Source organism: Marinomonas sp. HM11-D, from assembly GCF_057626615.1.
This window is the reverse complement of record NZ_JBMMKT010000010.1, coordinates 20,238-41,747: the sequence shown is the minus strand read 5'-3', so window position 1 is coordinate 41,747 and position 21,510 is coordinate 20,238. Positions and strand designations below refer to the sequence as shown.

The 21,510-nt window shown below is 48.6% G+C and carries 19 protein-coding genes; 6 read left to right on the top strand and 13 right to left on the bottom strand.

The window, feature by feature from the left end:
• Positions 1-14: 14 nt before the first annotated feature.
• Positions 15-935, bottom strand: a complete 921-nt coding sequence (locus ACOSVP_RS13500) for an N-acetylmuramoyl-L-alanine amidase-like domain-containing protein (RefSeq protein ID WP_487348012.1) — start codon at positions 933-935, stop codon at positions 15-17.
• Positions 936-1,085: 150 nt separating this feature from the next.
• Here ACOSVP_RS13500 and ACOSVP_RS13495 point away from each other — a divergent pair, with 150 nt between their 5' ends.
• From ACOSVP_RS13495 to ACOSVP_RS13485, 3 genes are all read left to right on the top strand, one after another.
• A complete protein-coding gene (locus ACOSVP_RS13495; protein ID WP_487348011.1) occupies positions 1,086-1,880 on the top strand; it encodes a helix-turn-helix domain-containing protein in 795 nt (264 codons plus the stop codon).
• A 68-nt stretch (positions 1,881-1,948) separates the two neighbouring features.
• On the top strand, positions 1,949-2,593 hold the full coding sequence (locus ACOSVP_RS13490; RefSeq protein WP_487348010.1) for a LysE family translocator: 645 nt from the start codon (positions 1,949-1,951) through the stop codon (positions 2,591-2,593).
• A 144-nt stretch (positions 2,594-2,737) separates the two neighbouring features.
• A complete protein-coding gene (locus tag ACOSVP_RS13485; RefSeq protein WP_487348009.1) occupies positions 2,738-4,618 on the top strand; it encodes a methyl-accepting chemotaxis protein in 1,881 nt (626 codons plus the stop codon).
• Between the two features lie 70 nt (positions 4,619-4,688).
• Here ACOSVP_RS13485 and ACOSVP_RS13480 read toward each other — a convergent pair whose 3' ends face one another.
• Positions 4,689-4,898, bottom strand: a complete 210-nt coding sequence (locus tag ACOSVP_RS13480) for a cold-shock protein (RefSeq protein ID WP_487348008.1) — start codon at positions 4,896-4,898, stop codon at positions 4,689-4,691.
• A 200-nt stretch (positions 4,899-5,098) separates the two neighbouring features.
• Positions 5,099-5,359: a DUF1294 domain-containing protein gene (locus ACOSVP_RS13475; RefSeq protein ID WP_487348007.1), complete on the bottom strand. Its 261-nt coding sequence runs from the start codon at positions 5,357-5,359 to the stop codon at positions 5,099-5,101.
• Between the two features lie 338 nt (positions 5,360-5,697).
• Here ACOSVP_RS13475 and ACOSVP_RS13470 point away from each other — a divergent pair, with 338 nt between their 5' ends.
• A complete protein-coding gene (locus ACOSVP_RS13470; RefSeq protein WP_487348006.1) occupies positions 5,698-6,525 on the top strand; it encodes an amidohydrolase family protein in 828 nt (275 codons plus the stop codon).
• Position 6,526: 1 nt separating this feature from the next.
• On the opposite strand, the gene ACOSVP_RS13465 is transcribed toward ACOSVP_RS13470, so the two are convergent.
• The 6 genes from ACOSVP_RS13465 to ACOSVP_RS13440 form a co-directional block, all read right to left on the bottom strand.
• On the bottom strand, positions 6,527-7,780 hold the full coding sequence (locus ACOSVP_RS13465; protein ID WP_487348005.1) for an MgtC/SapB family protein: 1,254 nt from the start codon (positions 7,778-7,780) through the stop codon (positions 6,527-6,529).
• Positions 7,781-7,874: 94 nt separating this feature from the next.
• On the bottom strand, positions 7,875-8,654 hold the full coding sequence (locus tag ACOSVP_RS13460) for an IclR family transcriptional regulator (RefSeq protein ID WP_487348004.1): 780 nt from the start codon (positions 8,652-8,654) through the stop codon (positions 7,875-7,877).
• 16 nt (positions 8,655-8,670) lie between these two features.
• Positions 8,671-9,576 carry an MBL fold metallo-hydrolase gene (locus ACOSVP_RS13455; protein WP_487348003.1) on the bottom strand — a complete coding sequence of 302 codons (906 nt, stop codon included), beginning with the start codon at positions 9,574-9,576 and terminating at the stop codon, positions 8,671-8,673.
• 356 nt (positions 9,577-9,932) lie between these two features.
• Positions 9,933-10,721, bottom strand: a complete 789-nt coding sequence (locus ACOSVP_RS13450; RefSeq protein WP_487348002.1) for a formyl transferase — start codon at positions 10,719-10,721, stop codon at positions 9,933-9,935.
• Positions 10,718-12,049: a DUF4910 domain-containing protein gene (locus ACOSVP_RS13445; protein WP_487348001.1), complete on the bottom strand. Its 1,332-nt coding sequence runs from the start codon at positions 12,047-12,049 to the stop codon at positions 10,718-10,720. The genes ACOSVP_RS13450 and ACOSVP_RS13445 overlap by 4 nt, the downstream gene beginning before the upstream one ends.
• Positions 12,050-12,155: 106 nt before the next feature.
• Positions 12,156-14,057, bottom strand: a complete 1,902-nt coding sequence (locus ACOSVP_RS13440) for a B12-binding domain-containing radical SAM protein (protein WP_487348000.1) — start codon at positions 14,055-14,057, stop codon at positions 12,156-12,158.
• Positions 14,058-14,278: 221 nt separating this feature from the next.
• Between ACOSVP_RS13440 and ACOSVP_RS13435 the strand changes: the two genes are divergently transcribed.
• The gene (locus ACOSVP_RS13435; protein WP_487347999.1) at positions 14,279-15,868 is read left to right on the top strand and encodes a methyl-accepting chemotaxis protein; all 1,590 of its coding nucleotides are present in this window, start codon (positions 14,279-14,281) and stop codon (positions 15,866-15,868) included.
• On the opposite strand, the gene ACOSVP_RS13430 is transcribed toward ACOSVP_RS13435, so the two are convergent.
• The 4 genes from ACOSVP_RS13430 to ACOSVP_RS13415 all read right to left on the bottom strand — a co-directional run bounded on the left by ACOSVP_RS13430 (position 15,865) and on the right by ACOSVP_RS13415 (position 19,844).
• Positions 15,865-16,902, bottom strand: a complete 1,038-nt coding sequence (locus ACOSVP_RS13430; RefSeq protein WP_487347998.1) for an acyltransferase family protein — start codon at positions 16,900-16,902, stop codon at positions 15,865-15,867. The two genes, ACOSVP_RS13435 and ACOSVP_RS13430, sit on opposite strands and share 4 nt — an antisense overlap.
• Positions 16,903-16,930: 28 nt before the next feature.
• Positions 16,931-18,208: a polyamine export protein PaeA gene (paeA, locus tag ACOSVP_RS13425; protein WP_487347997.1), complete on the bottom strand. Its 1,278-nt coding sequence runs from the start codon at positions 18,206-18,208 to the stop codon at positions 16,931-16,933.
• 179 nt (positions 18,209-18,387) lie between these two features.
• Positions 18,388-19,065, bottom strand: a complete 678-nt coding sequence (mtgA, locus tag ACOSVP_RS13420) for a monofunctional biosynthetic peptidoglycan transglycosylase (protein WP_487347996.1) — start codon at positions 19,063-19,065, stop codon at positions 18,388-18,390.
• A 119-nt stretch (positions 19,066-19,184) separates the two neighbouring features.
• Positions 19,185-19,844 (bottom strand): class I SAM-dependent methyltransferase, encoded by a 660-nt coding sequence (locus ACOSVP_RS13415; RefSeq protein ID WP_487347995.1) that lies wholly within the window; start codon positions 19,842-19,844, stop codon positions 19,185-19,187.
• Between the two features lie 232 nt (positions 19,845-20,076).
• Here ACOSVP_RS13415 and ACOSVP_RS13410 point away from each other — a divergent pair, with 232 nt between their 5' ends.
• Positions 20,077-21,477 carry an SLC13 family permease gene (locus ACOSVP_RS13410; protein ID WP_487347994.1) on the top strand — a complete coding sequence of 467 codons (1,401 nt, stop codon included), beginning with the start codon at positions 20,077-20,079 and terminating at the stop codon, positions 21,475-21,477.
• Positions 21,478-21,510: the final 33 nt, after the last annotated feature.

The window sequence follows — 21,510 nt, the reverse complement described above, 5'->3', positions numbered from 1 at the left end:
CTTTTTTGTGCTCTCTAGAAATTCGGTTGTTGCACGTTAAAGCCTTTCAGTGTTGCACTGGTGCGGTATTTCTCGAAGTAGGCGATAAAATCCTCGTCAGTCACTTCTTTTTTCAGCTGGCTGGCATGGCGCAGAAACAGCTGACCATCTTTGCGTAGAGCAATGGATTGATGGGTAATATTCAAATTGGTGCCGATCCATTTTTTCACATCATAATCAGGGCGCACCATGCTGATGATGCTGCCGCTAGGGATACGATCGAGCAAAGCTTGGTTGATGCTGTCGCCCTGATAGACAGCACTTAGGGGAACATAAGGCGTAGTCACGGTTTGTGGGTGAAAACGCGTGCCTTCCTGATGCAGCGCTTGCAGCAAAGTGTCACGCTCAGCATCCTCTGGTAAGCCTTGTAAGCGGCTGTCGGACATCATCTGATACCAGGCAGGTTTATCAATCAAGGTCGTGGCGCTGAGGGTTTGTGCTTGTCCTACCTCGGCGGTGATATCGGTCAGTAGCCACTGATTGTTAGGAATCCAATCGGCGCTGGCAAAATGATTACGACTGACAAACGAGACTTGCCCATCTTGATAGCGAATCTTCTGCATATTGCTGGCAAAGTCCTTGGCAGAATTGGAGAGTGCGCCGGCTAAGATGGTTTCCACATACGTGGTGCAGTCGAACACATCAAAGCGATACAAGGGATCACGATCGTATTTTCCAGTTGAACCTTCCCCCAGATTTCCGTCCACATAAGGAGCCCCCTGAAACAGGTCGCTTAGGGCGGCTATACGTTCAGCGCTGGATGCGTGGGACGCTTGTAGCGTGTCTATTTTTTCAAAGAAGCTTTCCGCATCGGTTTGGGCCAAGGCAATGGTCGAGGTCGCGTAAGCGGCGAGTAGCGCGAATGAGGTGGAAACTCGAATAATGGCGGCAAGCATATAAAGCCCTAAGATACTGCAATTCAAATATGACCTAAGTCTGCATGACGATGCCGCGGTGTGCCAGTCGATTTACAAAATGTCAGTTTTTTACAAGGTTAGCGAGATACTAATCAGCTATGCTGGCAGAAGAAAAGAGGTCGAGTCGAAATGGATAAAGTGAACTATTTCAGCACCTCGGATCAGGCGGTCGGTCTAATTGAAGGGCATTATCAAAGCTTTGCTTTTTCGCGCCATTATCATTTGGACTATCACTTTGGGCTGATCCTTGAGGGGCAGCAACAATTTACCTATTTAGGCCAACGCTATCATGTAGGGCCAGGGGATTTGGTGGTGATGCCACCAGATGAGCTGCATGACGGCCATTCTAGCAGCGAATCTGGCTACCAAAGCCAAGTGTTTGCCATTGATCCCAGTTGGTTTGCCAAACAGCTCGACGATGCAAGTGCAGACAGTTGTTTAAGCTTTCTACAGCCAGTGATTCAAGATCCCTATGTCTTCTGTTCTTTGGTTCGAGCTCATCAAGCGCTGCGTCAAAACCAGTTGGCGCAATTAGCGCAAGATTGCTTGCCTTATGAAGGTTTTCAGCCGTTGCTGGAACGCTATGCCAAGCGCCAACCTGAAGTCGTCTTGCCATTGGGACGTTTAACCATTGAGCGTTTGCGAGACTACCTTTTGGCCAACCTAGCGGAGCCGATACAACTGGCGCAGTTAGCGGCCCTGTGTGACCTTAGCCCAACACAATTTCAACGCCATTTTAAAGCGACCATGGGGATGACACCTTATGCTTGGCTGACTCGTCTGCGCTTAGAGCAAGCGATGAAACTGATCAAGGCCAAGCTGTCGGGGACGGAGGTAGCGCAGCGAGTGGGGTTTTATGATCAGGCCCATTTCAGCAAAGCCTTTAAACAAGCGTTTGGCGTATCGCCTTCGGAAGTGCGTTAGCTGTCAGTTTTGTACAAGCGTTGCTGTGCCTAATTCAGGCACACTGATCTCCTTATGGGAGAACAATAATGAACGAAACACATATCCTCATCACCTTGGCTGCGGTGCATTTAGTGGCCCTGATGAGCCCAGGGCCTGACTTTGCCTTAGTGGTGCAAAACGCGGCACGCTTTGGTCGACAAACTGGCTTGTACATTGCCTTGGGTTTGTCCTTAAGCATCTTAACTCATGCGATTTTTAGTATGACTGGGATCAGTTACTTGGTGCAGCAACAGCCGTTGCTGTTTGCTTTGCTGCAAACGGCGGGTGGACTATACCTGCTGTATTTAGGTGTCGGAGCTCTGTCGGCCACATACAAACACTGGCATGTTGCCCCACAAACAATGGGGGGAAATATCGTCCTATTAGCGAGCAAGCGCCAAGCGTTTGTAAAAGGTTTTTTAACCAACCTACTAAACCCCAAAGCTTTAGTGTTCTTTGCCAGTCTCATGTCGAGTTTAATCCCTATCAGCATGTCACTGAGCGGGAAAGGACTAGCGCTGACGATTATCTGGAGCTTATCGCTTTTCTGGTTCGCCTCTTTGGCGTGGCTACTGACTCGCCCCAGTTTACAGCGCAAAATGCTGAACGCAGGTCGTTATATTGATCTGCTGTGTGGCGTGTTTTTTTCGCTGTTGGGTGGGTTTATTTTATTCAAGGTTTTGCTTATGTAAGTGGCTTTAATGATGTATATCAAGCCATCATAAAAGATATTTATAAAAATGCCTTGGTCATAAAACGGTCATTATCTAGCGCCTGCTGTTACTTATAATCGCCGCCCAAATCACTCATTTGGGATGTGAGAGGGAGTGCTAGTAATGCGTCATATATCTGGGTCGATAAGACACAAACTTTTCCTTGCCGCTTTTATCGTTGGCCTGACTTTACTGTCTATTGCTGTGTTTACCTACATTGAGTCGGGCAAGGTGCAGGACTTGTTCGAGCTGAACCAGACGCTTGAAAACAGTGAAAAGCGTATGCTGCATCTGCGTAAAGACGAAAAAGATTTCTTAAGTCGAAACGAGGCTCGCTACGTTGAACAGTTTGAAGCGAATTACCAACTATTGATGGCGGATTTAGCGCATATCCAGCGCTCACCGCTGATTGATCAAGAGCAAGTGTTTGAAAACTTACGTGACTTGCAAGGTTACCTTGCGGCCTATCGCAACGCATTTCTGGCGATTAGCCAGATGCGTGAGGAAATGGGATTAACGGAGACGCTTGGTTTGCGTGGCAAGTTACGCCAAGCCGTACACGATGCTGAAGTAGCGATTAAAGCGTTAGGCAAAAGTGATCTGGAAGTGGCGATGTTGACGCTGCGACGTCATGAGAAAGATTTTATGCTGCGTTCCGATGTTGGCTATGTTACGAAACATGAGCAAAGTATCGCTGTCTTTCAGAGCTTGTTAGCGCAAGCGGATTTAGACAGTGCGTCACAACAAAAGATTTCGCACTTTATTCAAGCTTACCGTGCAGGTTTCCAAGCGTTAGTGCAAAAAAGCCAGCAAATTGGGCTGAGTGAAAATGACGGGGTGATGGGCAATATGCGTCAGCAAGTTCATCAAACAGAAGGCACTTTTGACATCCTCCTTGATTTACTTGAGCAAACGCAGAAACGTTTTATTGTAAATCTAGCTTGGACCTTAACTGCGATGTTGGTGGCAGCGGTATTGTTTGGCGTCTCTATGATTGTATTCATTGCTATCAGTGTTTCTAAGCGCGTCAATGTCGTCGGGGCTCAGCTACATAATATTGCTGCAGGTTCAGCAAACTTATCGCAACGCTTGGATATCAAAGGGCATGATGAAATTGCGGAGCTAAGTTCAAGCTTTAACCGTTTTATAGGTAAACTGCAGAACGAATTTCAAGGCATTCAACGTGTCAGCCGTGACCTGCATTCAGCCACAGAGATCAATGCGCAATTGACGGAGCAGGCGCGAGCCAATGCCACCAAACAGCAGGAAGAGTCCTCTCAAGCCGCTGTTGCGGCGCAGCAAATGGCAGCGACCGCACAAGAAATGGCGCAGAATATTGAGACCACAGCGGAGCAAACCAATCGCGTTCAAGCTGCTGTCGCACAAGGGCATACCGTAGTACAGCAAACACGCTTAGCGATTGATGAACTGGAAAAAGTTATCCATCATTCGAGTCAAGCAGTGACTACCGTCAGCGAACAGACAGCTCGTATTGATTCGGTGGTGGATGTGATTCAAAGTATTGCAGAACAAACCAACTTGTTAGCGCTTAATGCGGCGATTGAATCAGCTAGAGCGGGTGAAAGTGGCCGAGGCTTTGCCGTAGTGGCCGATGAAGTTCGCTCACTTGCCCAGCGTACTCATGATTCAACCGAGGAGATTCAAGCCTTGATTGAGTCCTTGCGTAATAGTGTGAAAGACGCCGTCGTTCATATGCAACACAGTAGTGAATACGCACAGCGAGGCGTGGTCAGCACGTCACAGGTGGAGGACTCCTTGGCATCGATCACGCATGCGGTGGAGGGCATCGTTTCAATGAGTGCTCAGATTGCCGCAGGCTCTACAGAACAGGCGCAAACCGCAGATGTGATGGGGCATAATATTTCGGCCATTTCATCTTTGGCTGAAGCAACTTTAGCGACTGTGAACTCAGTGGATAAAGAAGGTGAACAGCTGTCTCGCCAATCTAGGGAGCTGTCCGACATAGTCGAAGCCTATATTTAATTTGGCACGAATAAAAAGGGGCGCTACCTTGTGGTAGCGCCCCTTTTTAGGGTGTAACTTTAATTAAAAATTAAAGTACAACGATGTTCTCAGCTTGTGGGCCTTTTTGGCCTTGAGTTACAACGAACTCAACTTTTTGGCCTTCAGCTAGTGTTTTGAAGCCATTGCCTTGAATCGCACGGAAGTGAGCGAATACATCAGGGCCGTTGTCTTGTTGAATGAAACCGAAGCCTTTAGTTTCGTTGAACCATTTAACTGTACCAGTCGTTTTAGTAGACATAATAGATATCCTGTAGATAAAAAATAAAAGAGCCTGCAAGAGGCGGGTGTAGCGGAGAAATAGACAATATTTTAGATCTTACAAGACGAAGGACTACTTTATATAACACTACGTAACGAGGACTTAAACACGCAAACTTTCTAGCTGGTGTTCAATATATAGACAGCAGTTTACCGAGTCAATCTTTATTTTAAGAAAGACTAAAATAATTTTGTATCGGCTAACCAGCCAAAGTAAATCAAGCCGCAAACTGAGATTATGCCCAGCCACGCGGTGAATTTAAATAGTGGCTTTTGTGTTTTATGGCGATAGCGTTGTTGGGCATACAAGGCGCCAAAACCTCCCCCGAACAAGGCGGCCAAATGCAAAATCCGTTCGGGGATGCGCTCTTTATTTCCCTTAATGGCTTTACGCTTGTCAAGCCAGTACAGCCAAGGTAAGACAATCAAGTTTTGACTCACTAAAAAGCTTGCTAGCAACCAAAGGTGAAGCGGTTCAAGCTCTGTGAAGAGGGCAAACTGGCGATTAAGCCAAACCGCGGCGATAAGTATTAAAGCGCTAACAAGGCTACTTAGTAGCAAAGTAAGCAACAGCCATTTGCGATAGATAGGTGACACAGTGAGAGCCTTATTAGAATGAAATAAATAGCTTGGAGTGTCCTTGATTAAGGTGTTTAGGGCAATGCTTCATAATCCAAAATCTTCCCAGCCATATTCAAAATATGTCTCATAACTAGACGTGCGAGGGCATCAAGCGCAGACTGCCTGCTAGATTTTCTAGCTGGCCTATGGAGTGTGCTGTGTCTGTGTTGTTAGAGCGTAAAATTGATTGTCATAACCATGTGTTTGACCCTGAAAACTTCCCTTATCAACCGGATCGCTACCATCCTCAAGGCCACGAAATCAGCCCAGCGGATTACTTTTTACAGGTATTAAATGCCTACCACGTCTCCCATGCCTTGGTGATCGGCCCCAACTCTGGTTACGGCGAAGATGATAACCGTGCCTTGTTGGATGCTATCCAGCGCTCTAATGGCCGCTTTAAAGGTATGGCTGTGGTGTCCAAAGACGTTACCGATGACACATTACTCGCCCTGAAAGCGGCGGGGATTGTGGGCGTCACCTTTAACGTGGCCTTTTATGGGGTGGAGCATTTTGCCCATGCCGAAACCTTGATGGAACGCTTGCACAGAGTGGGGCTGATGGCGCAAATCCAAATCATAGGCGATCAACTGTTAGCGTTTGAAGCCTTATTAAAGCGCACCCCAGCGACAGTGGTGATTGATCACTGCGGTCGACCTGAACTGGATAAGGGCATGGACTCCGATGCCTTTCAAGCCTTGCTGTCGATAGCCGAGCAAAGCGAACACTTTATCAAACTTTCCGGCATGGCCAAGTTTTCAAAACAAGGGTTTCCGTTTAACGACACGAAAGAATATGTCATGGCGCTTTTCGATGCGTTTGGCGAAGATCGCGTGCTTTGGGGTTCTGATTGGCCATTTTTGCTGGCACCACAGCGTATGGACTATGGCACCTTGCTGATGTTGGCGGAGGACTGGTTCCCAGAACCAAGCGTGCGTGAGAAGTACTTCTGGCGCAATGCGGCACGCTTATTTGGCTTTGAATAAGCTAGAGGGCGACCGCCAACCCTAATCCCACCGCGCTGGTGAATATCAAAGGTATGCTGGCGCGTTGAAACATGGATTTTCCTCCAATGGCGCCGGTCATGCCTGCTTTCAACAGACCGTTTACGGTTGCTGCAATAACAATCCCTAATACCGCTGTATCTAATGCTAAGCCTTCACGGCTCATGCCGGATAAGGACAGGTTAATCGGATCCACATCGGCAACACCGGACGCTGCCGCTAAGATGAGCACCCCCGCATCTCCCAGCGTCGCCTGCAGGCCGCTACTGAGCAGCAAAATCCCCGCTAACAAGGCGCCAAAGCCTAATGCTGACCACAGCGATAACGGCGACGCCGGTGGCGCCACGTTTTCAGGCACCATTTGGTTACCGCGGTACCACAACCAAAGCGCTGGGATATAGGTCAGCACGGCCATGGTTAATGTGGGGATCGCCAGTAACGGCAGAATGTCTGGGTTAATCACACTGGCGACCAAGAGAATGCGCGGGTACATGGTGCCACAGGCAAACAGTACCCCAGCGGCCAAGAGCGGTGCAGCGGGCGGGACTTGTTTCGCCATCCTTGAAAACTGCAAGGTTAATGCGGTAGATGAGGCCAAGCCGGCAAATAAGGCAGTGGCCATGATGCCCTTGCGCGCGCCCGCGAATTTCATCGCGAAATAGCTGACAAAGGAAATACTCGAGATCAGGATGACCATCCACCAGATCTCATACGGGTTCAGCGCGTTCCACGGTCCCATATTTTCATCGGGAATCACCGATAAAATCACTACTGACATGATCAGCAGTTCTAGCGCAGCCCACAGTTCTTTCTTTTCAATCAACCATAGCCAGCGATGTAATTCGCCTTTCAGGCTGAGTAAAAGGGTGGTGATCACGGCTAAAGAGGCGGCTTCGATGACGTAGCCCACCATCACCATGGCACCAAAACAAAAGGCCAACAGCGAGGCGATTAACGAGGTCAGGGAGGAATGCTCGCGGGTGCTATTGACCACGTAAGAGGCGGTTAAAGCGATGGCTAAACCAATAAAAAATACGCCCAGCAGAAAACTACCCAGTTGCTCAGCCAGCATCGCGGACACAGCACCCAGCAATGAGGTCAGTCCATAGGTGCGTAGGCCGGAGACCCGAGCGCCGTCTTTTTGATCACGATATTTAAAACCGCGTTCAACGCCAATCAATAGCCCCAAAGACAACGCGATCCCTAGCAACACAATAGAAGAATCACCCACCTGCATAGCACCGTCCTAATGTTTTGTTATTAGCGGAAGAACCATTTTCCTTTATTGAAGCGTAACACAGGCACTCAAAAATGGAGCCGGATTCGATCAGCTAAACGTGTCCTAATTGAGCGCTAATATCGGCGGCGGTTTGCAGTAGCGGGGCTGCATAATCCTTGGCAAAGGCGGCTTCACTGGCGAACAGTTTAGGCCAGACTAGGTTGATACAGGCGCGGACTTTGCCATCTGTGATCACTGGCACGGCAATGGCGCGGAGTTCGTCACCACTGCTGCGTTCGCCAAAGTAAGTGGGGGCACGAAAGGCATAGCCCTGCTGGCGTATTTGCTCGTGCATTCTCGGCCATGCTTCCGTAAACAGACGTTGCTCGCGAGAGCTGTGGCTGGGTTCTTTCCAGGCCTGTTGCAGATAGCGCTCGCTGTCTTCTGGTTCACTAAAGGCAAGTAACGCCCGTCCCGCAGCGGAGCGCAGTATGTCGACCTTGGTTTGAATGCGGCAGTGGGCGATATGCAGGCGGGTCAGTGCACGCGTGCTTTCAACGAGAATGAGTTGATTGCCAATGGGCATAAAAATATCCGATGGCCACAAGACTTGATCGGTTAGGGCTTCGGTATTTTGGCAAATGATTTCAATTAACGGCTGCTCAGCAGGGGGAATATGCACTTCGGATTGCTGAGGTAGCAGCACATTACTGCGATAGCGTTGATCAAGCAGGTTTTGACGCACGAGGTTTTGCTCGCATAAACGTTTTAACAGCCGATGCGTAGTGCTTTTGGGAATGCCGGTACGTTTTACTATTTCTGACAATGTTAGCCCTTGAGCATTACCCAGCTCTGCTAAGATTTGGATTCCACGATCAAGGGCTAAAGTCATATTAGGCGCTCGTTAACTATTCAAATACATCCAAGTCATTGGCTAACACCACCTTGCCATCGTAGTGCTGACGGACTTGCTCGGCAGTGGATTCCACTGGCTCAGCATAGAACAGTAAGTGGGTCAGTACCAGTAAGCCGGGCTGTGCGGCGTTGGCGACTTTGGCCAGCTCCGCCGCTGGAGTATGGGCTTGGGAATGATAGTTTTGCCACGCGGGTGAGACCTTTTTCAAGGCTTCATCATTGATCACTTCGTGCACCAAAATATCGACCCCTTTGGCCATTTCAATCAACTTCTCGCTGTAGCCGGTATCGCCAGAAATAACGATGCTTTTATCCGGTGTGGTGATCTTGTAGCCGAAGGCTGGCTCAATATCGCCGTGGGGTACATCAAACGCTTCGATGGTGACATCGCCATCTTGGAATACCCAGCCGCCGTGCTCGTATTCGGTCACTTTAGTTTTATACAGTTCCGGATTTTTCACCGGTTGTAAGCCGTGCAAACGTAGATCCAAATCCACCTGCAGCATTTCATAGTAGCCGTCGGTCATGGCTTGAATGCCTTTTGGGCCAAACACGGAAATCTGGTTATCTCGACGCCACCACAGGGTAGAGGCTAATTCGGCGTAATCCAAAATATGGTCACTGTGTAAGTGGGTGATAAAGAGGTTTTCGATTTTGGTCGGATGCAGTTGCGGAAAGCCCTTGGCTGCCGCTTGAATGGTGCGATGTACGGCGCCTGGGCCGATATCAAAGAGGTAGGCTTTATCGTTGTAGACCACGGCGGTGGCCGAGCCGACCCGTTCAGGGTTGGTCACTGGGGTGCCCGTGCCAAGGGTAATGACTTGAGTTTTTGCCAGCGCTGGCAACGCCACCAAACCAAGAGATAAAAGGGCGCATTGAGAGAGTTGTTTGATCATCATCTGAGTCCACTCTGTTATTTTTATTGGGAAGACATCTAAGTGCGGCCATAAGCCGCTCAGCCGTGTAACGGATGCATTGATCATTGCCAGCAAGTGGCAAAAGGTAAACGGGAAAATGCAAACTGTTCCACTGAGTGGAACGGCATAAGGGTGAATTTTTTACCCTCAAATAGGGTTGTAACAGAGCTAAAAGTGACTGCTTTTAAAGGAAAATTAAACCACTTAAAAGGAGTGAGTAATGGCGAAAATAGCGATTTGAGTGCTATTCGATTTTAAAGCGAAGCAAACTAAGTGGAGCAAGGATCCACATTACACAGTAGACCCTTGCGAGATTGAAGGCTTATGGGAATAGGGCTCTAGAAGACGCAGACCAAGGTGGGTTCTCGCCCTTTAATCTGGCCATCCAATACGGCGTCGACGATTTTATCTTGGTACACCTCGTAAATTAAACGAAGGTGCTCTGGGCGCCAATCGGAAGAGCGAAATACCTTGCCATAGTGGGTTTGGGTGATGCCCGCAGGTAGCTTGCTAAAGTCGAGGTCGGTGAGCTTTTCTGCTAGCTCAGTGGCGTAGATCTCGACATTTCTCGCCGCTAGCTGATGCAGCGAATCGCCTCGAACCATGGGCGCGGCGGTTTGGAAAATAATACCACCACCGTCCAGTTCCGGCGTCGTTTCGTGTAGCGTCATGCCGGTCATCTGTGGCTCTAAAAAGTAACTTGGCCAAAAATGCGTAATGGTGCCACGATAATCTGGCGACAAGCCGCCGTGGGTATTCCAAAAAGTGCTACCAATAGAGGTCATAAAGGCATCGCTTAATTTATGACAGCCATAACTTAGCACCAGATCCGGCGAGAATTGCTGAATGAAGTCGATCGTCGCTGCGCTGTTTAGATCCGCATGGGAGGTATGCAGTGTGGGCAGTGCTAAGTCTTCGTATTGGAACCAACTATTTTCAACACTTTCTCGTAGCTGAAAGTGTTGATTAAACAGCGCTTGTAAATCTTCGGCCAAGTGGGCCGGTGCCGTCGGTACGAAGTTCTCGCGTTGCTCTATGACCCAGGCTTTCATGTGCCCAGACTTGGCCAGCTGAGAGGCCATAAAACGGTGTCGTGGGTGGTCGCCGGAAATAAACACAAAACTCATGAATCTTTCTCCAAAATACCTTTCAGAAGTAGTTGTTGGACTATTGGCATGGCATTCATCACACTGCAATCGAGCTTTTCTACGGCCTCGACAAGGGTTCGATGGCCATCAAAGAGCGACAGCAACTGCAGTAATAGATTGAGCTGGGCACGAGAGTCGAGGGCATTATCGCTGGACAACTTGTTGGTCATAGGGCCGTTCATGGTGGGATACAAATCATGCTTGCCCAACATGGGCTCACCGCCCATCACTGTTGATCTCAACTTCCTATGGCTTAGCTCAAAGCAATCAATAAATAGAGCTAATTTTTCGATCGAGTCTTCAATCGCAGCAATGCTGGTCAAGGCCTTATTATCTAGGCTGGTGTGGTATTCAGGGAACTTACCATAAACGGTACGGGCCGCTTGGATGACCGGTAAATTCAAACCAGGTGAGCAGTATTGACGCTCATCGGAGCCGGAGGTCGGGGTAAATTCGCGTACTTCGTAATACTCAGCATCAGCCTTGGCAAATAAACGGGCCAACTGGTCGATACTAGAGCTGTCGTCTAACCAATCGCGGCGGCTTAGCTTAAAGCTCACTTTCTCGTGCGGGCCTCCTAAACAAGTCAAAACAATACCGCCAACGATTTTCTCAAGATCTTGTTTGTCTGTGGTAGCGAGATAACTAATCGAGCCAATGGTTTCTGGTACGACCACGAAACGATAGGAGTAGTAACGCTGACTCTGCTGTGCCAGCTTTTCATATACCCCCAACATAGCCAGCGGCCCAGATAGTTCATTGTTGCCCATGCTTGGGTGGCACAAATAGGTGCTGATCAGTACCGTTTCTTGGCTTTCACCCGGCAGGAAGTATTCCCCATAACGTAGCGCACCATCGAACTTTTTCGTTTTGATTTCAACACGATAAGAGGCGTCTCTTAGCGTTTGCTTCAGCTCTTCAGAAACGCACAGTCCCCAACGTGGTTTGTAATAAGAGGTCACATAGGGAATGGCGTTGGGCAGACTTGGGATAGAGTGCAAATGAGCGAACAGCTCTTGTTGCGATACCACACCGGAAAAAGGCTCAGAGAAGTTTAATACATGCAGATTGGAGTCTTCGGTCGAGAAGATTTCATTGCCCTGCATGTCGTACAACGCAGCGTGTTCCAGCGCCCATTCTTGCGGTACTTGCCAATCAAAGACTTGGGTGCCGGTTGCCACCTCTTTGATTTCTAAAGGCATATACTCCTTTAGAATATGCAGTGATTGAGTAATGCCGGGGCCAGTGATGGAGCGACAAATGGGAAAGAGTTGATCAAAAATACGATCAAGGTTAAGCGCGGTCATGCTGCATCCTATTGATAACCAATGTGTACATTGGTTCCATAGTGACGGATTTAGCCGCGCTTGTCTTGTATTCTGTTAGCCAGTTGAAATGAGTAATCTAAATAGATCAAGCACTTGCGATCAAGTTGCTAAAGGCTTTGCTGATTAGATCTTTTTTCACTGTGGGGCGTGCCACAGATTGATCAAACCAGAAGCTCATCGGCTGATCAAAACCAATGCCATGCATGTAGTTGTACAGGGCTTTGCGTAGGCCATTACCGAGCATGTCATGGTCAGTACCAGTTGGGTCAAAGAAGTCCACATCGTTCTCGGCGAATAGGGTTTCAGGGCGCTCAGCCAAGGTGATGCCGTATTCTTCTGGGTTGATACCAATTGGGCTGTGAATGGTGGCGGCGAAGCGGTGCCAGTAAGCCGATTGGAAACAACCGTGGGACATCATCTGGCGCACCATTTCTAACGCATCAACAGTTTCCTGCTCTGTTTGTGTTGGGAAGCCGTACATCAAGTAGGCGTGCACCAAGATGCCTGCATCACTGAAGCCTTTGGTAACGCGAGCCACTTGCTCGACGCTGACGCCTTTTTTCATCAGTTTCAGTAGACGATCCGAGGCCACTTCCAAACCGCCGCTGACAGCGATACAGCCTGAGTCCGCCAGCAATTGGCATTTCTCTGGCGTGAAGGTTTTCTCAAAACGAATATTGCCCCACCAGCTGATTACCACGCCACGCTCGATTAAGCGTTCCGCTAGGGCAAACAAAGCTTTAGGTGGCGCTGCTTCATCGACAAAGTGGAAGCCGGTCTGACCGGTTTCTTCGATCAATTGTTCGATACGATCCACCAAGATATCGGCGCCTGCATAGTCGTAGCGCTCGATGTAATCCAAGCTTACATCACAGAAGCTGCACTTCTTCCAGTAACAGCCATGGGCGATGGTGAGCTTGTTCCAACGGCCATCGCTCCAGATACGGTGCATGGGGTTGAGCATTTCACACAGGGACAAATACTCGGTCAGGGGCAAGCCGTCATACACTGGCGCGCCCACTTCCGTTTGTGGAATGTCTTTTAGGTCTTTGTTGTCATTGAAGTAAACAAACGGCTCGCCGTCTTGGTCTTCAGCAAGGAAATACGTACGTACTAAGTCATCGACCTCACACTTACCATCAAAGTAATCCAGCAAGGTCATAAACGGGCGCTCGCCATCGTCGACACAGATAAAATCGACAAACTCAAACACGCGGGTGTCTTTCAGCGCGCGCAGCTCCGTATTCACAAAGCCGCCGCCCATCACGATCGGAATATCGGGGTTAATCTCTTTACAGGTTTGTGCAATGCGTAGCGCGCCCAGCATATTGCCAGGGAAGGGCACCGTCAGCGCGACCACGCTGGGTTGGGTTTCTTCAAGGTAAACCTCCACCAACTGCTCAAGAATTTCTGAGCTAAAGCTCGATTCACCCATCAGCGTATCGTACAGATCATCAAAGGTTGGGTTGGCGGCGGCTAAGCGCTCACCGTAACGACTCACCTCAAAGTAAGGATCAACCCCTTGCGTAATCACGGCAGATAAGTCGTTGATAAATAAGGTTGCTAAGTACTTGGCCTTGTCCTGTACGCCTAGATTACCAAAGGCGCTTTTCAGTACATCGCCGGATACCGCTTCCATCTGCTCGATCACATCGAACGCAGGGCCTTCGGGTAGAAAACGGCGCGAGTTAATGCGCATGGCAAGGCTGGAGTCCTTGCCCTGTAAAAAGCGAATCACTGGCTCAACACATAGACGATAGCGATCAAACTCGGCGAGGAAAGTATAAATCGCATCCGGTAGCTCATCGTCATCGAAGGACTCGAAGTTCTCTTCCACATGCTGACGCATAATGTCCAAGCCCTGCGCTGTCATCATTTCCAAGAACAACTCAATCGCTGGATCGCGTTGCACCGCATCGTAACCACGAGAGCGCAAAAAGCCCGTGAGATACGCCGTCGCTGGGTACGGAGTATTCAACTGAGTCATAGGAGGAGTCATTAAAAGAACGGTCATAGCAGGCCTGTCTGATGTGCGAACAATTTGCGGGGATTTTAGCATTATCAGCTCAGAGTTCCTTTAGAAATCTTTGCTTTCGGGTTGCCTCCTTGCTGATATTTTATCCTAGCTAAATTGAGAATTTCTGCATTGCCAACTAAACCTAAGCAATACCCCATCCATACGCTCTTGAACTGGGAGCCATGATAACTATGAAAATCAAAACCAAACTATATCTAGGACTTGGCGTGATGTTGTGTGCGATTCTGCTAAGTTCTACCGTTGCTCGATACGGGCAAAATCAATTAGTAAATACCCTTGAATTTATTACCGGGCCAGCATGGTCCACGGCCGATGGTGCCATGGAAGGGACAATAGAATTGCAAGCTCAGATTATTGCACTGCAAAGATTTACCTCTGGTGACCGTTCTTTAATGGACACTCAAACAGCGGTAAATGATGCATCGGCTGCGATGCAGCAAGCCTTTGACCGTCTAAAACAGGCGCAATTGGCGGAAGCCTCACAAATCACCCAGTTAGATCAATTCTTAAAGCAGTTTGCTCAAGATAAACAGGCGCTACTAAGTAGTCCTGAAGCAACTCGAGGCGCTAAGTTAGAGACGCTGATTGCAAACAGTGATCGGATGCAGGCGTTTATTACGCAGTTAGAGGAAACCGGTGATTCGAAAGTTGAGTCCACGGCGTTGGCCCTAGAGAACACCATCAGTCAGGTAACGGTCACAACATTTGTGGCCTTAGGCATTACCTTTTTTATTGCTGCCTTTATTTTGTATATGGCGAAAAACTCAGTGATTATGCCTCTGCAAGCGATGCTTTCAAGGCTGGAAAAACTGGGTAGCAGTCATGGCAATTTAACGGAAAAAATCGATATTAATAGCCATGATGAAGTGGGGGAGGTGGGACAGCAAATCAACCGCTTTATCGGTGTGGTACACGATGCCATGGTTCAAGTCAGTCACGTGATCAATACCACGACCCGTTTGACGCATCAGATTGGCCAAGACTTACAGGCTATTGATGAAAAGGTGAGGGCACAAAGCCACGATACCGATCAAGTGGCGGCCGCGACGCATCAAATGAGTGTTTCTCTTAGTCAAGTTGCGTCCTCTGCGGCGGAAACGCAAGCCGCGTCGGTACAGGTGCAAAATCAGTCTTACAGTGGGCAGGATACGCTTAAAACAACTCTGTCTGCGCTCGATAGTGTAGTGGGCTCGTTAAATGAAGCGTCTGCCGTTATTAGCACGTTGGAGCAAGATGGTCAGAACATTGGCTCTGTGCTGGAAGTGATCCGTAGCATTGCAGAACAGACTAACTTACTTGCTTTGAATGCGGCCATTGAGGCGGCTCGCGCAGGGGAGTCTGGACGAGGATTTGCGGTGGTGGCAGATGAAGTACGCAGTCTTGCCAATCGTACGCATGAATCCACCATTGAAATTCAGACCGTTGTTGAGCGCATTCAAAATGGCTCTGGTAGAGCGGCTGAGGTCATGCGTAATTCTCAGGTATTGGCCGATGATGTATCCCATCAGGCCAAAAGTGCCATGGAACTTTTTGATGGCATTACTCGCTCTATTGAATTGCTGAATGAGCTAAATCTGCAGATTAAGTCAGCCACTGACGAGCAGCAAAATGTCTCCGAAGAGCTGAATCAACGCATCGCGGGGATCTCAGATAATGCCAGTGCCAACGCTGAGCTGACGCAGTCAGGTGTGCGCATGAAAGATGATTTGTTAAAAGAAATGCAGGCCTTAGATACGTTAATCAAACGCTTTGGGTTCTAGCGCTTCAAACAAGGTTTTTCCAGCCAATGCCAAGACGCCACGGCACAGAAAAGTGTGATCAAACTGGATGCCAAAACAAAGCTAAGAAAGGATGCCTGTGGCACAAGCTGTAGCGTGCTTTGCTGCGCTAGAAAACCATAGATATACACGCCGTAGGAGTAATCACCGAGGCGGTTAAATTGGCGAATCCAGCCAGTTGGGCGATACGCCAATAGCAACACAGAGTAGGTCATGGCGACGGCAAAATAGGCGCTAAAGAAGGCTGTTTTGTACGCTAATGGTGCCAGTAACCACAGCACAAACGCGTAGCGATAGCGCAGTATGATGTGCTTTCTGGTCAGATAGTAAAGTGCCCCAGCATAAAATAAGCAGATAAATAACAGCATAATTTGCGCATCATCGTCGCGATGTTTCAGCAAGGCGTGGCCGATAACGCTTAAGCCCAGTAACCCTAAGACGCCAACACCAAGTAAGACACTTCGGTTTAGGATTGGCCACCGCTCGATGCCTAACGCGATCAAGCAGTAGACCATAGCGGTCATCATATAAAGCCAAGCTTCAATCGGAAGCGTCCATAGGGAAGCGTTTACATTACTGGGATAGGGCGCGTTGGCAAATACGCCGGTGAGCTCAAATTGAGTATGAATATTGAGAAGGTTAGCATTGAGTAAGTAATCCCAGGTTTGCTGAGAGGCGAAATATTCACTCAGGCTTACCTGCGTGAAAAACGGTCCGACAACGAAGATGGTCATCAATAATAAAGCAAGCAATGCTGGCAATAAACGTAACGCTCGGGCAACAAGATAACGTTTTAAATCATTTGATTGCAGTAAGCTTTTGCAGATTAAAAAGCCGCTAATGGCAAAGAAGACGGTGACAAATAGATGGTCGATACGTACGCCCAGCAACGACCACGCAAGGGACTGTCCGGTGAACACCAAATAACTGTGCGCCAGCAACACGCCGAGCGCACAGAGCAACCTTAAAAGATTGAAATTATTATCGCGGGATTGGCTGGTAAGTTCGAGATTCATAAACCATAAGTCTTCGATCAATGAAGGCTTATGGTACTCGTGTTACCAGCAACTGTTCTACACGCACGCCTTCTAAATCCAGCACCTCGAACTTATAGCCTTCATGAACAAAGGCATCGGTGCGTTTTGGCAGACGTTTCAGTTTATAAATCACAAAGCCGGCGATGGTTTCGTATTGATTACGATCTGGGAAATCTTCGATCTCAAGGCTGCGCATCACGTCGATAATCGGTGTTAAGCCCTCGATCAACCATGAATCTGCGTCACGCTGTACGATCTGCTCGGCATCTTGTGGTGTGATTAAGTCGCCCATAAAACTGCTTAATAAGTCTTTTACCGTGACCAAGCCGACCACGGTGCCGTATTCATTAACCACCACGGCAAACGGCTGCGGCGCCACTTTAAAGGCGTTTAAGGCTTCAGAAAGCGTTAGCGTTTCCGGTAGATAGAACAGGTCTTTATCGATTTGATCCGGTGGGATACAGGCTTTTTCGCCTTTTAACACCATGCGCAAGATTTCTTTTGATTCAATCACGCCGAGGATCTTATCAAGGTTGCCTTCACAGACTAAAAAGTCATTGTGCGGATGCTCGATGATTTTCTGACTGATGTCTTCGCTACTTTCGTTGGCATCGAAATAAATAATCTGATCACGGGGAGTCATGGCGCTGCCGATGGTCAGACTATCCAGTTCAAATACGTTACCGATTAGCTGGTATTCCTGTTTTTGCAGACTACCGTCTTCGGCACCGGCGTCCATCATAGCGACGATGTCTTCGGTGGTGACCAGCTCCTCTTGCTTAGTTGGCAGATTCAATAAACGCAAAATAGCGTTGGTTAAGCCATTAAATAGAAACACCACTGGCATCAGCACAAAGGTGATCCAGCGCATTGGCGTGACCAATTTGATGGCCACAGCTTCTGGCATAATGATCGCTAAGCGTTTCGGTAGTAGGTCGGCAAATAGGATAAACAGCGAGGTTAAGACCAAGAAAGACAGCATAAAGCTGACTTGATCGAGCAAGGGCCCTTGGTAAACCATGATGACCATGTCTTTCATATAAGGCGTCAGCGCTTGTTCACCGACGATACCGCCTAAGATAGAAATCGCGTTTAGGGCGATTTGAATCATGGCAAAGAAAGCACCTGGATTTTGCTGTAATAACAGCACTTCTTCCGCTTTTTCATTACCGTCTTCACTCATGACCCGCAGCTTAATCTTACGGGCCGCCGCCATACCAATTTCAGACATGGCGAATAGCGCGCCGAACAATATCAGCAGGCCAATCCACATTAGATCACTCATCACTTCCCCTTATTCGTAGCGGCTACGAAAACGATTTAAAAAACCGTGTTTTGGAGCAGTGTACAAGCCCTAATCTGGCTTCCATAGACGGTGCTTTTCGCAGTCAAAAAGCACGCGCATTATAGGGTTAAAAAATGATCAATCAACGATTATTTTCAAGCGCTATTTGCACGAGCATGTTAGTCAAGAATTGGGCGTAAATAGTCGGGGCCCAACTGACGCATTTGCAGTTCGATCCAGCCCACCCTTTGTGCCAAATGGTGGCTTAAACGATTTGGGTTTCGCTGTCGTGGGTTAGGTAATAACACGGCTAATCGTGCGGCTTGATTCGCGGTTAACGCTCGAGCTGGACGTTTGTAATAATACTGGCTGGCCGCTTCGACACCGTAAATGCCTTGGCCGAATTCGGCGACATTCAGGTAGACCTCGAGAATGCGTTTTTTGCCCCACACCGCTTCAAGACTTAGGGCGAGCCCTGCTTCGAGTCCTTTACGGAATAAACTCCGTCCAGACCAGAGAAATAGGTTCTTGGCGGTTTGTTGCGTAATGGTACTGGCCCCCCGTAAACCGTCGCCATCACCGTAATCTTTTAAGGCATTGCCGATGGCTTTAAAGTCGACACCAATGTGATCAGGAAAGCGCTGATCTTCAGAAGACACCATGGCCAGCGGCACATGGGACGGTAGCTCATCGATGTCCACCCAGGTTTGTTCTACCGGATAAGGGCTTTGCAACATAAACGCCGTGGTCGGCGGCGGCACAAAGCGCAACAACACCAAGATCAGCACGAACAGCAGTACCAGCTTCCAAAAGGTGGAATACAGCCAACGGAGAATGCCGCGTTTTTGTTTTGCCATGTTTCGCCTCTAGTTATAAAAGGGGGCTACCTTTAATGAGCGTCTTCATCATAGCAAGTTTCATCGTACAGTGGGCGCTCTTGGTGCGCTTTCAAATTTCGTATTTGGCTAGCCTCAACTTAGCTTGCCAATCGGCTGTAACTTAAAATATGGCCTTTAAAAGGCTTGTCTAAATAGTCGGTGTGGGCTGGTTGGGTTTGGGCACAACTAAAGCCAAAGTTAGCGAGTTTATGGCTCAGCTTGTTTTTACGGCCGCGACCGGGATCGACCACAATGACTTCACAAGACGGTAAGGCATGCTCTTGAATAAAGTTCGCCAGAATCTCGATATGGTTGTCTTCGTATAGGACATCGCTGCCAATAATAATATCGAAGCGACCTAAGGTGTCGTCTTGGCTAGCCCAATCTGCTTGTTGGTAGGGAATCAGTTCATCACCATTAAGGGCGGTATTACGATCGAGGAAGTGATGTGACTCAGGGTGATAATCCGTCGCGGTAATGTCTTTATGTTGCTTATTCAACAGCAGGCTAGACAATGCCATTCCGCAGCCCAGTTCTAACACTCGCTTTTTACCCACATCGTAGTCACACATATGGTTCGCCAACACCAAGCTAGAGGGCCATAAAATGCCAAAGATAGGCCAGGTGGCCGACGAAATGCCGAGTTGTTCAGCGAGGCCGTCTGGGTCGTGAAATTCTTGATTATCGCGTAGGGTGCATAAATGGATATCAAGTTTGCCAAACTCTATGGTTTGGTAACGCAGTCGCAGGGACGTCATATCTCTCTCAAATAAGTAGGCGCTAGGCCAACTATTCTAGAATAAGTGACGAAACGAGATGGGTTTGTGTGGCCAGTATAGCACCAATCTCGATGCACTCGGTGTTTATCTCCCTCTGCGCTGTATCACGGGGTTACTGCGATTAATGAATCTTTCTTGCCAATAATTGAATTCGTTTAATGCACCAGCCTTGCTATGTTGTAGGGCACATAACAATAAAAAGGATAATGACATGTCGGGACCACTCAATCGCACAGCAGGGAACCCCATTTTACCGGTGCTGGGGATTAGCTTAGCGGCTGCAGCCTGTGCCGCATTGGGGCTGCTGTTTTTGCCTACCGTACAGGCAGCCACTTTAGGAGTGCTAGTGTTCTGTGCGGCCTTATGGGCAACTTCTTATGTGCCAGAGTTTTGGCCTGCGCTGGCCATGTTTGCCTTGATTACGGTGACGCAAATTGCCCCAGGCAGTGTGGTGCTTTCGGGTTTTACCTCGTCGACCTTTTGGCTGTTGTTCAGCGGTATGGTGTTTGGCGCGGCGATTCAATTTACCGGTTTAAATCATAAAGCCGCTGGGCTCTTGATTCGCATTGTTGGCAAACGCTACCGCAGCGTGATCATCCGCACGACCTTGTTTGGCTTGTTGTTGGCTTTCTTAATCCCATCGGGTATTGGCCGAGCAGTGCTCTTGATTCCGATTGTGTTAGCGATTACCGAACAATTGGGTTATGAAGAGGGCTCAACAGGACGCTATGGTATTTTACTTGCGGCCGCTTTTGGTACCTTCTTACCTACTTTTTCGATCTTGCCGGCCAATGCCCCGAACATGCTGTTATCCGGTATCAGTGAAGCGCTATATGGCGAGACGCTGTCCTATTGGGATTATTTAGTACTGCATTTTCCCGTGCTGGGGCTGGTCAAAGCCGGGTTGGTGATTGCTGTGATTCTATGGCTGTTTCCCGCCCAAGATCCGGTGCATCCGGTGAAACCTGCCACGTCGGAAAAGGTCACGCTGTCCAGCAAGGAAAAGCAATTGCTGCTGATCTTAGTACTGTGTTTTGTCGCTTGGTTAACCGATAGTCTGCACCATATTTCACCGGGTTGGATTGGCTTAATTGCCTGTGCTGCCTGCCTATGGCCAGCAGGGGAATTTACCAGTAAGCAATGCTTGAGTAAGGATCTGAATTACGGACCGCTGTTTTTTGCCGCGGGGATTATCGGCTTAGGTGCAACCATTGCCTACACCGGATTAGGCGAGTCGATTGTCAAAGGATTAACCCAAGTGGCACCCTTTGCCGCAGGGGAAAACACCCTGAACTTGGCCTTAATGACGGGCATTTCCATGTTAGTAGGCATGATTGCCAATCTTGCTGGGATTCCCGCGATCATCACGCCGTTAGCGGGAGATTTGGCGGAGATTACAGGCTTGTCGAGCTACACCATTGTCATGTCTGAAGTAATGGCCTTTTCCACCGTGTTGCTGCCGTATCAAGCGCCGCCGTTGATTACCGCGATGGCGCTTGGCAAACTGCCTTTATCAGTGGTCAGCAAAGTGTGTCTGGTGACCTTTGTCATCACCATTGTGCTGCTATTGCCGCTGAACTTTGTCTGGTGGCATGTAATCGGTATGTTGTAGCGGCTGATCACAACAGGTCAGTATTCTTCAATA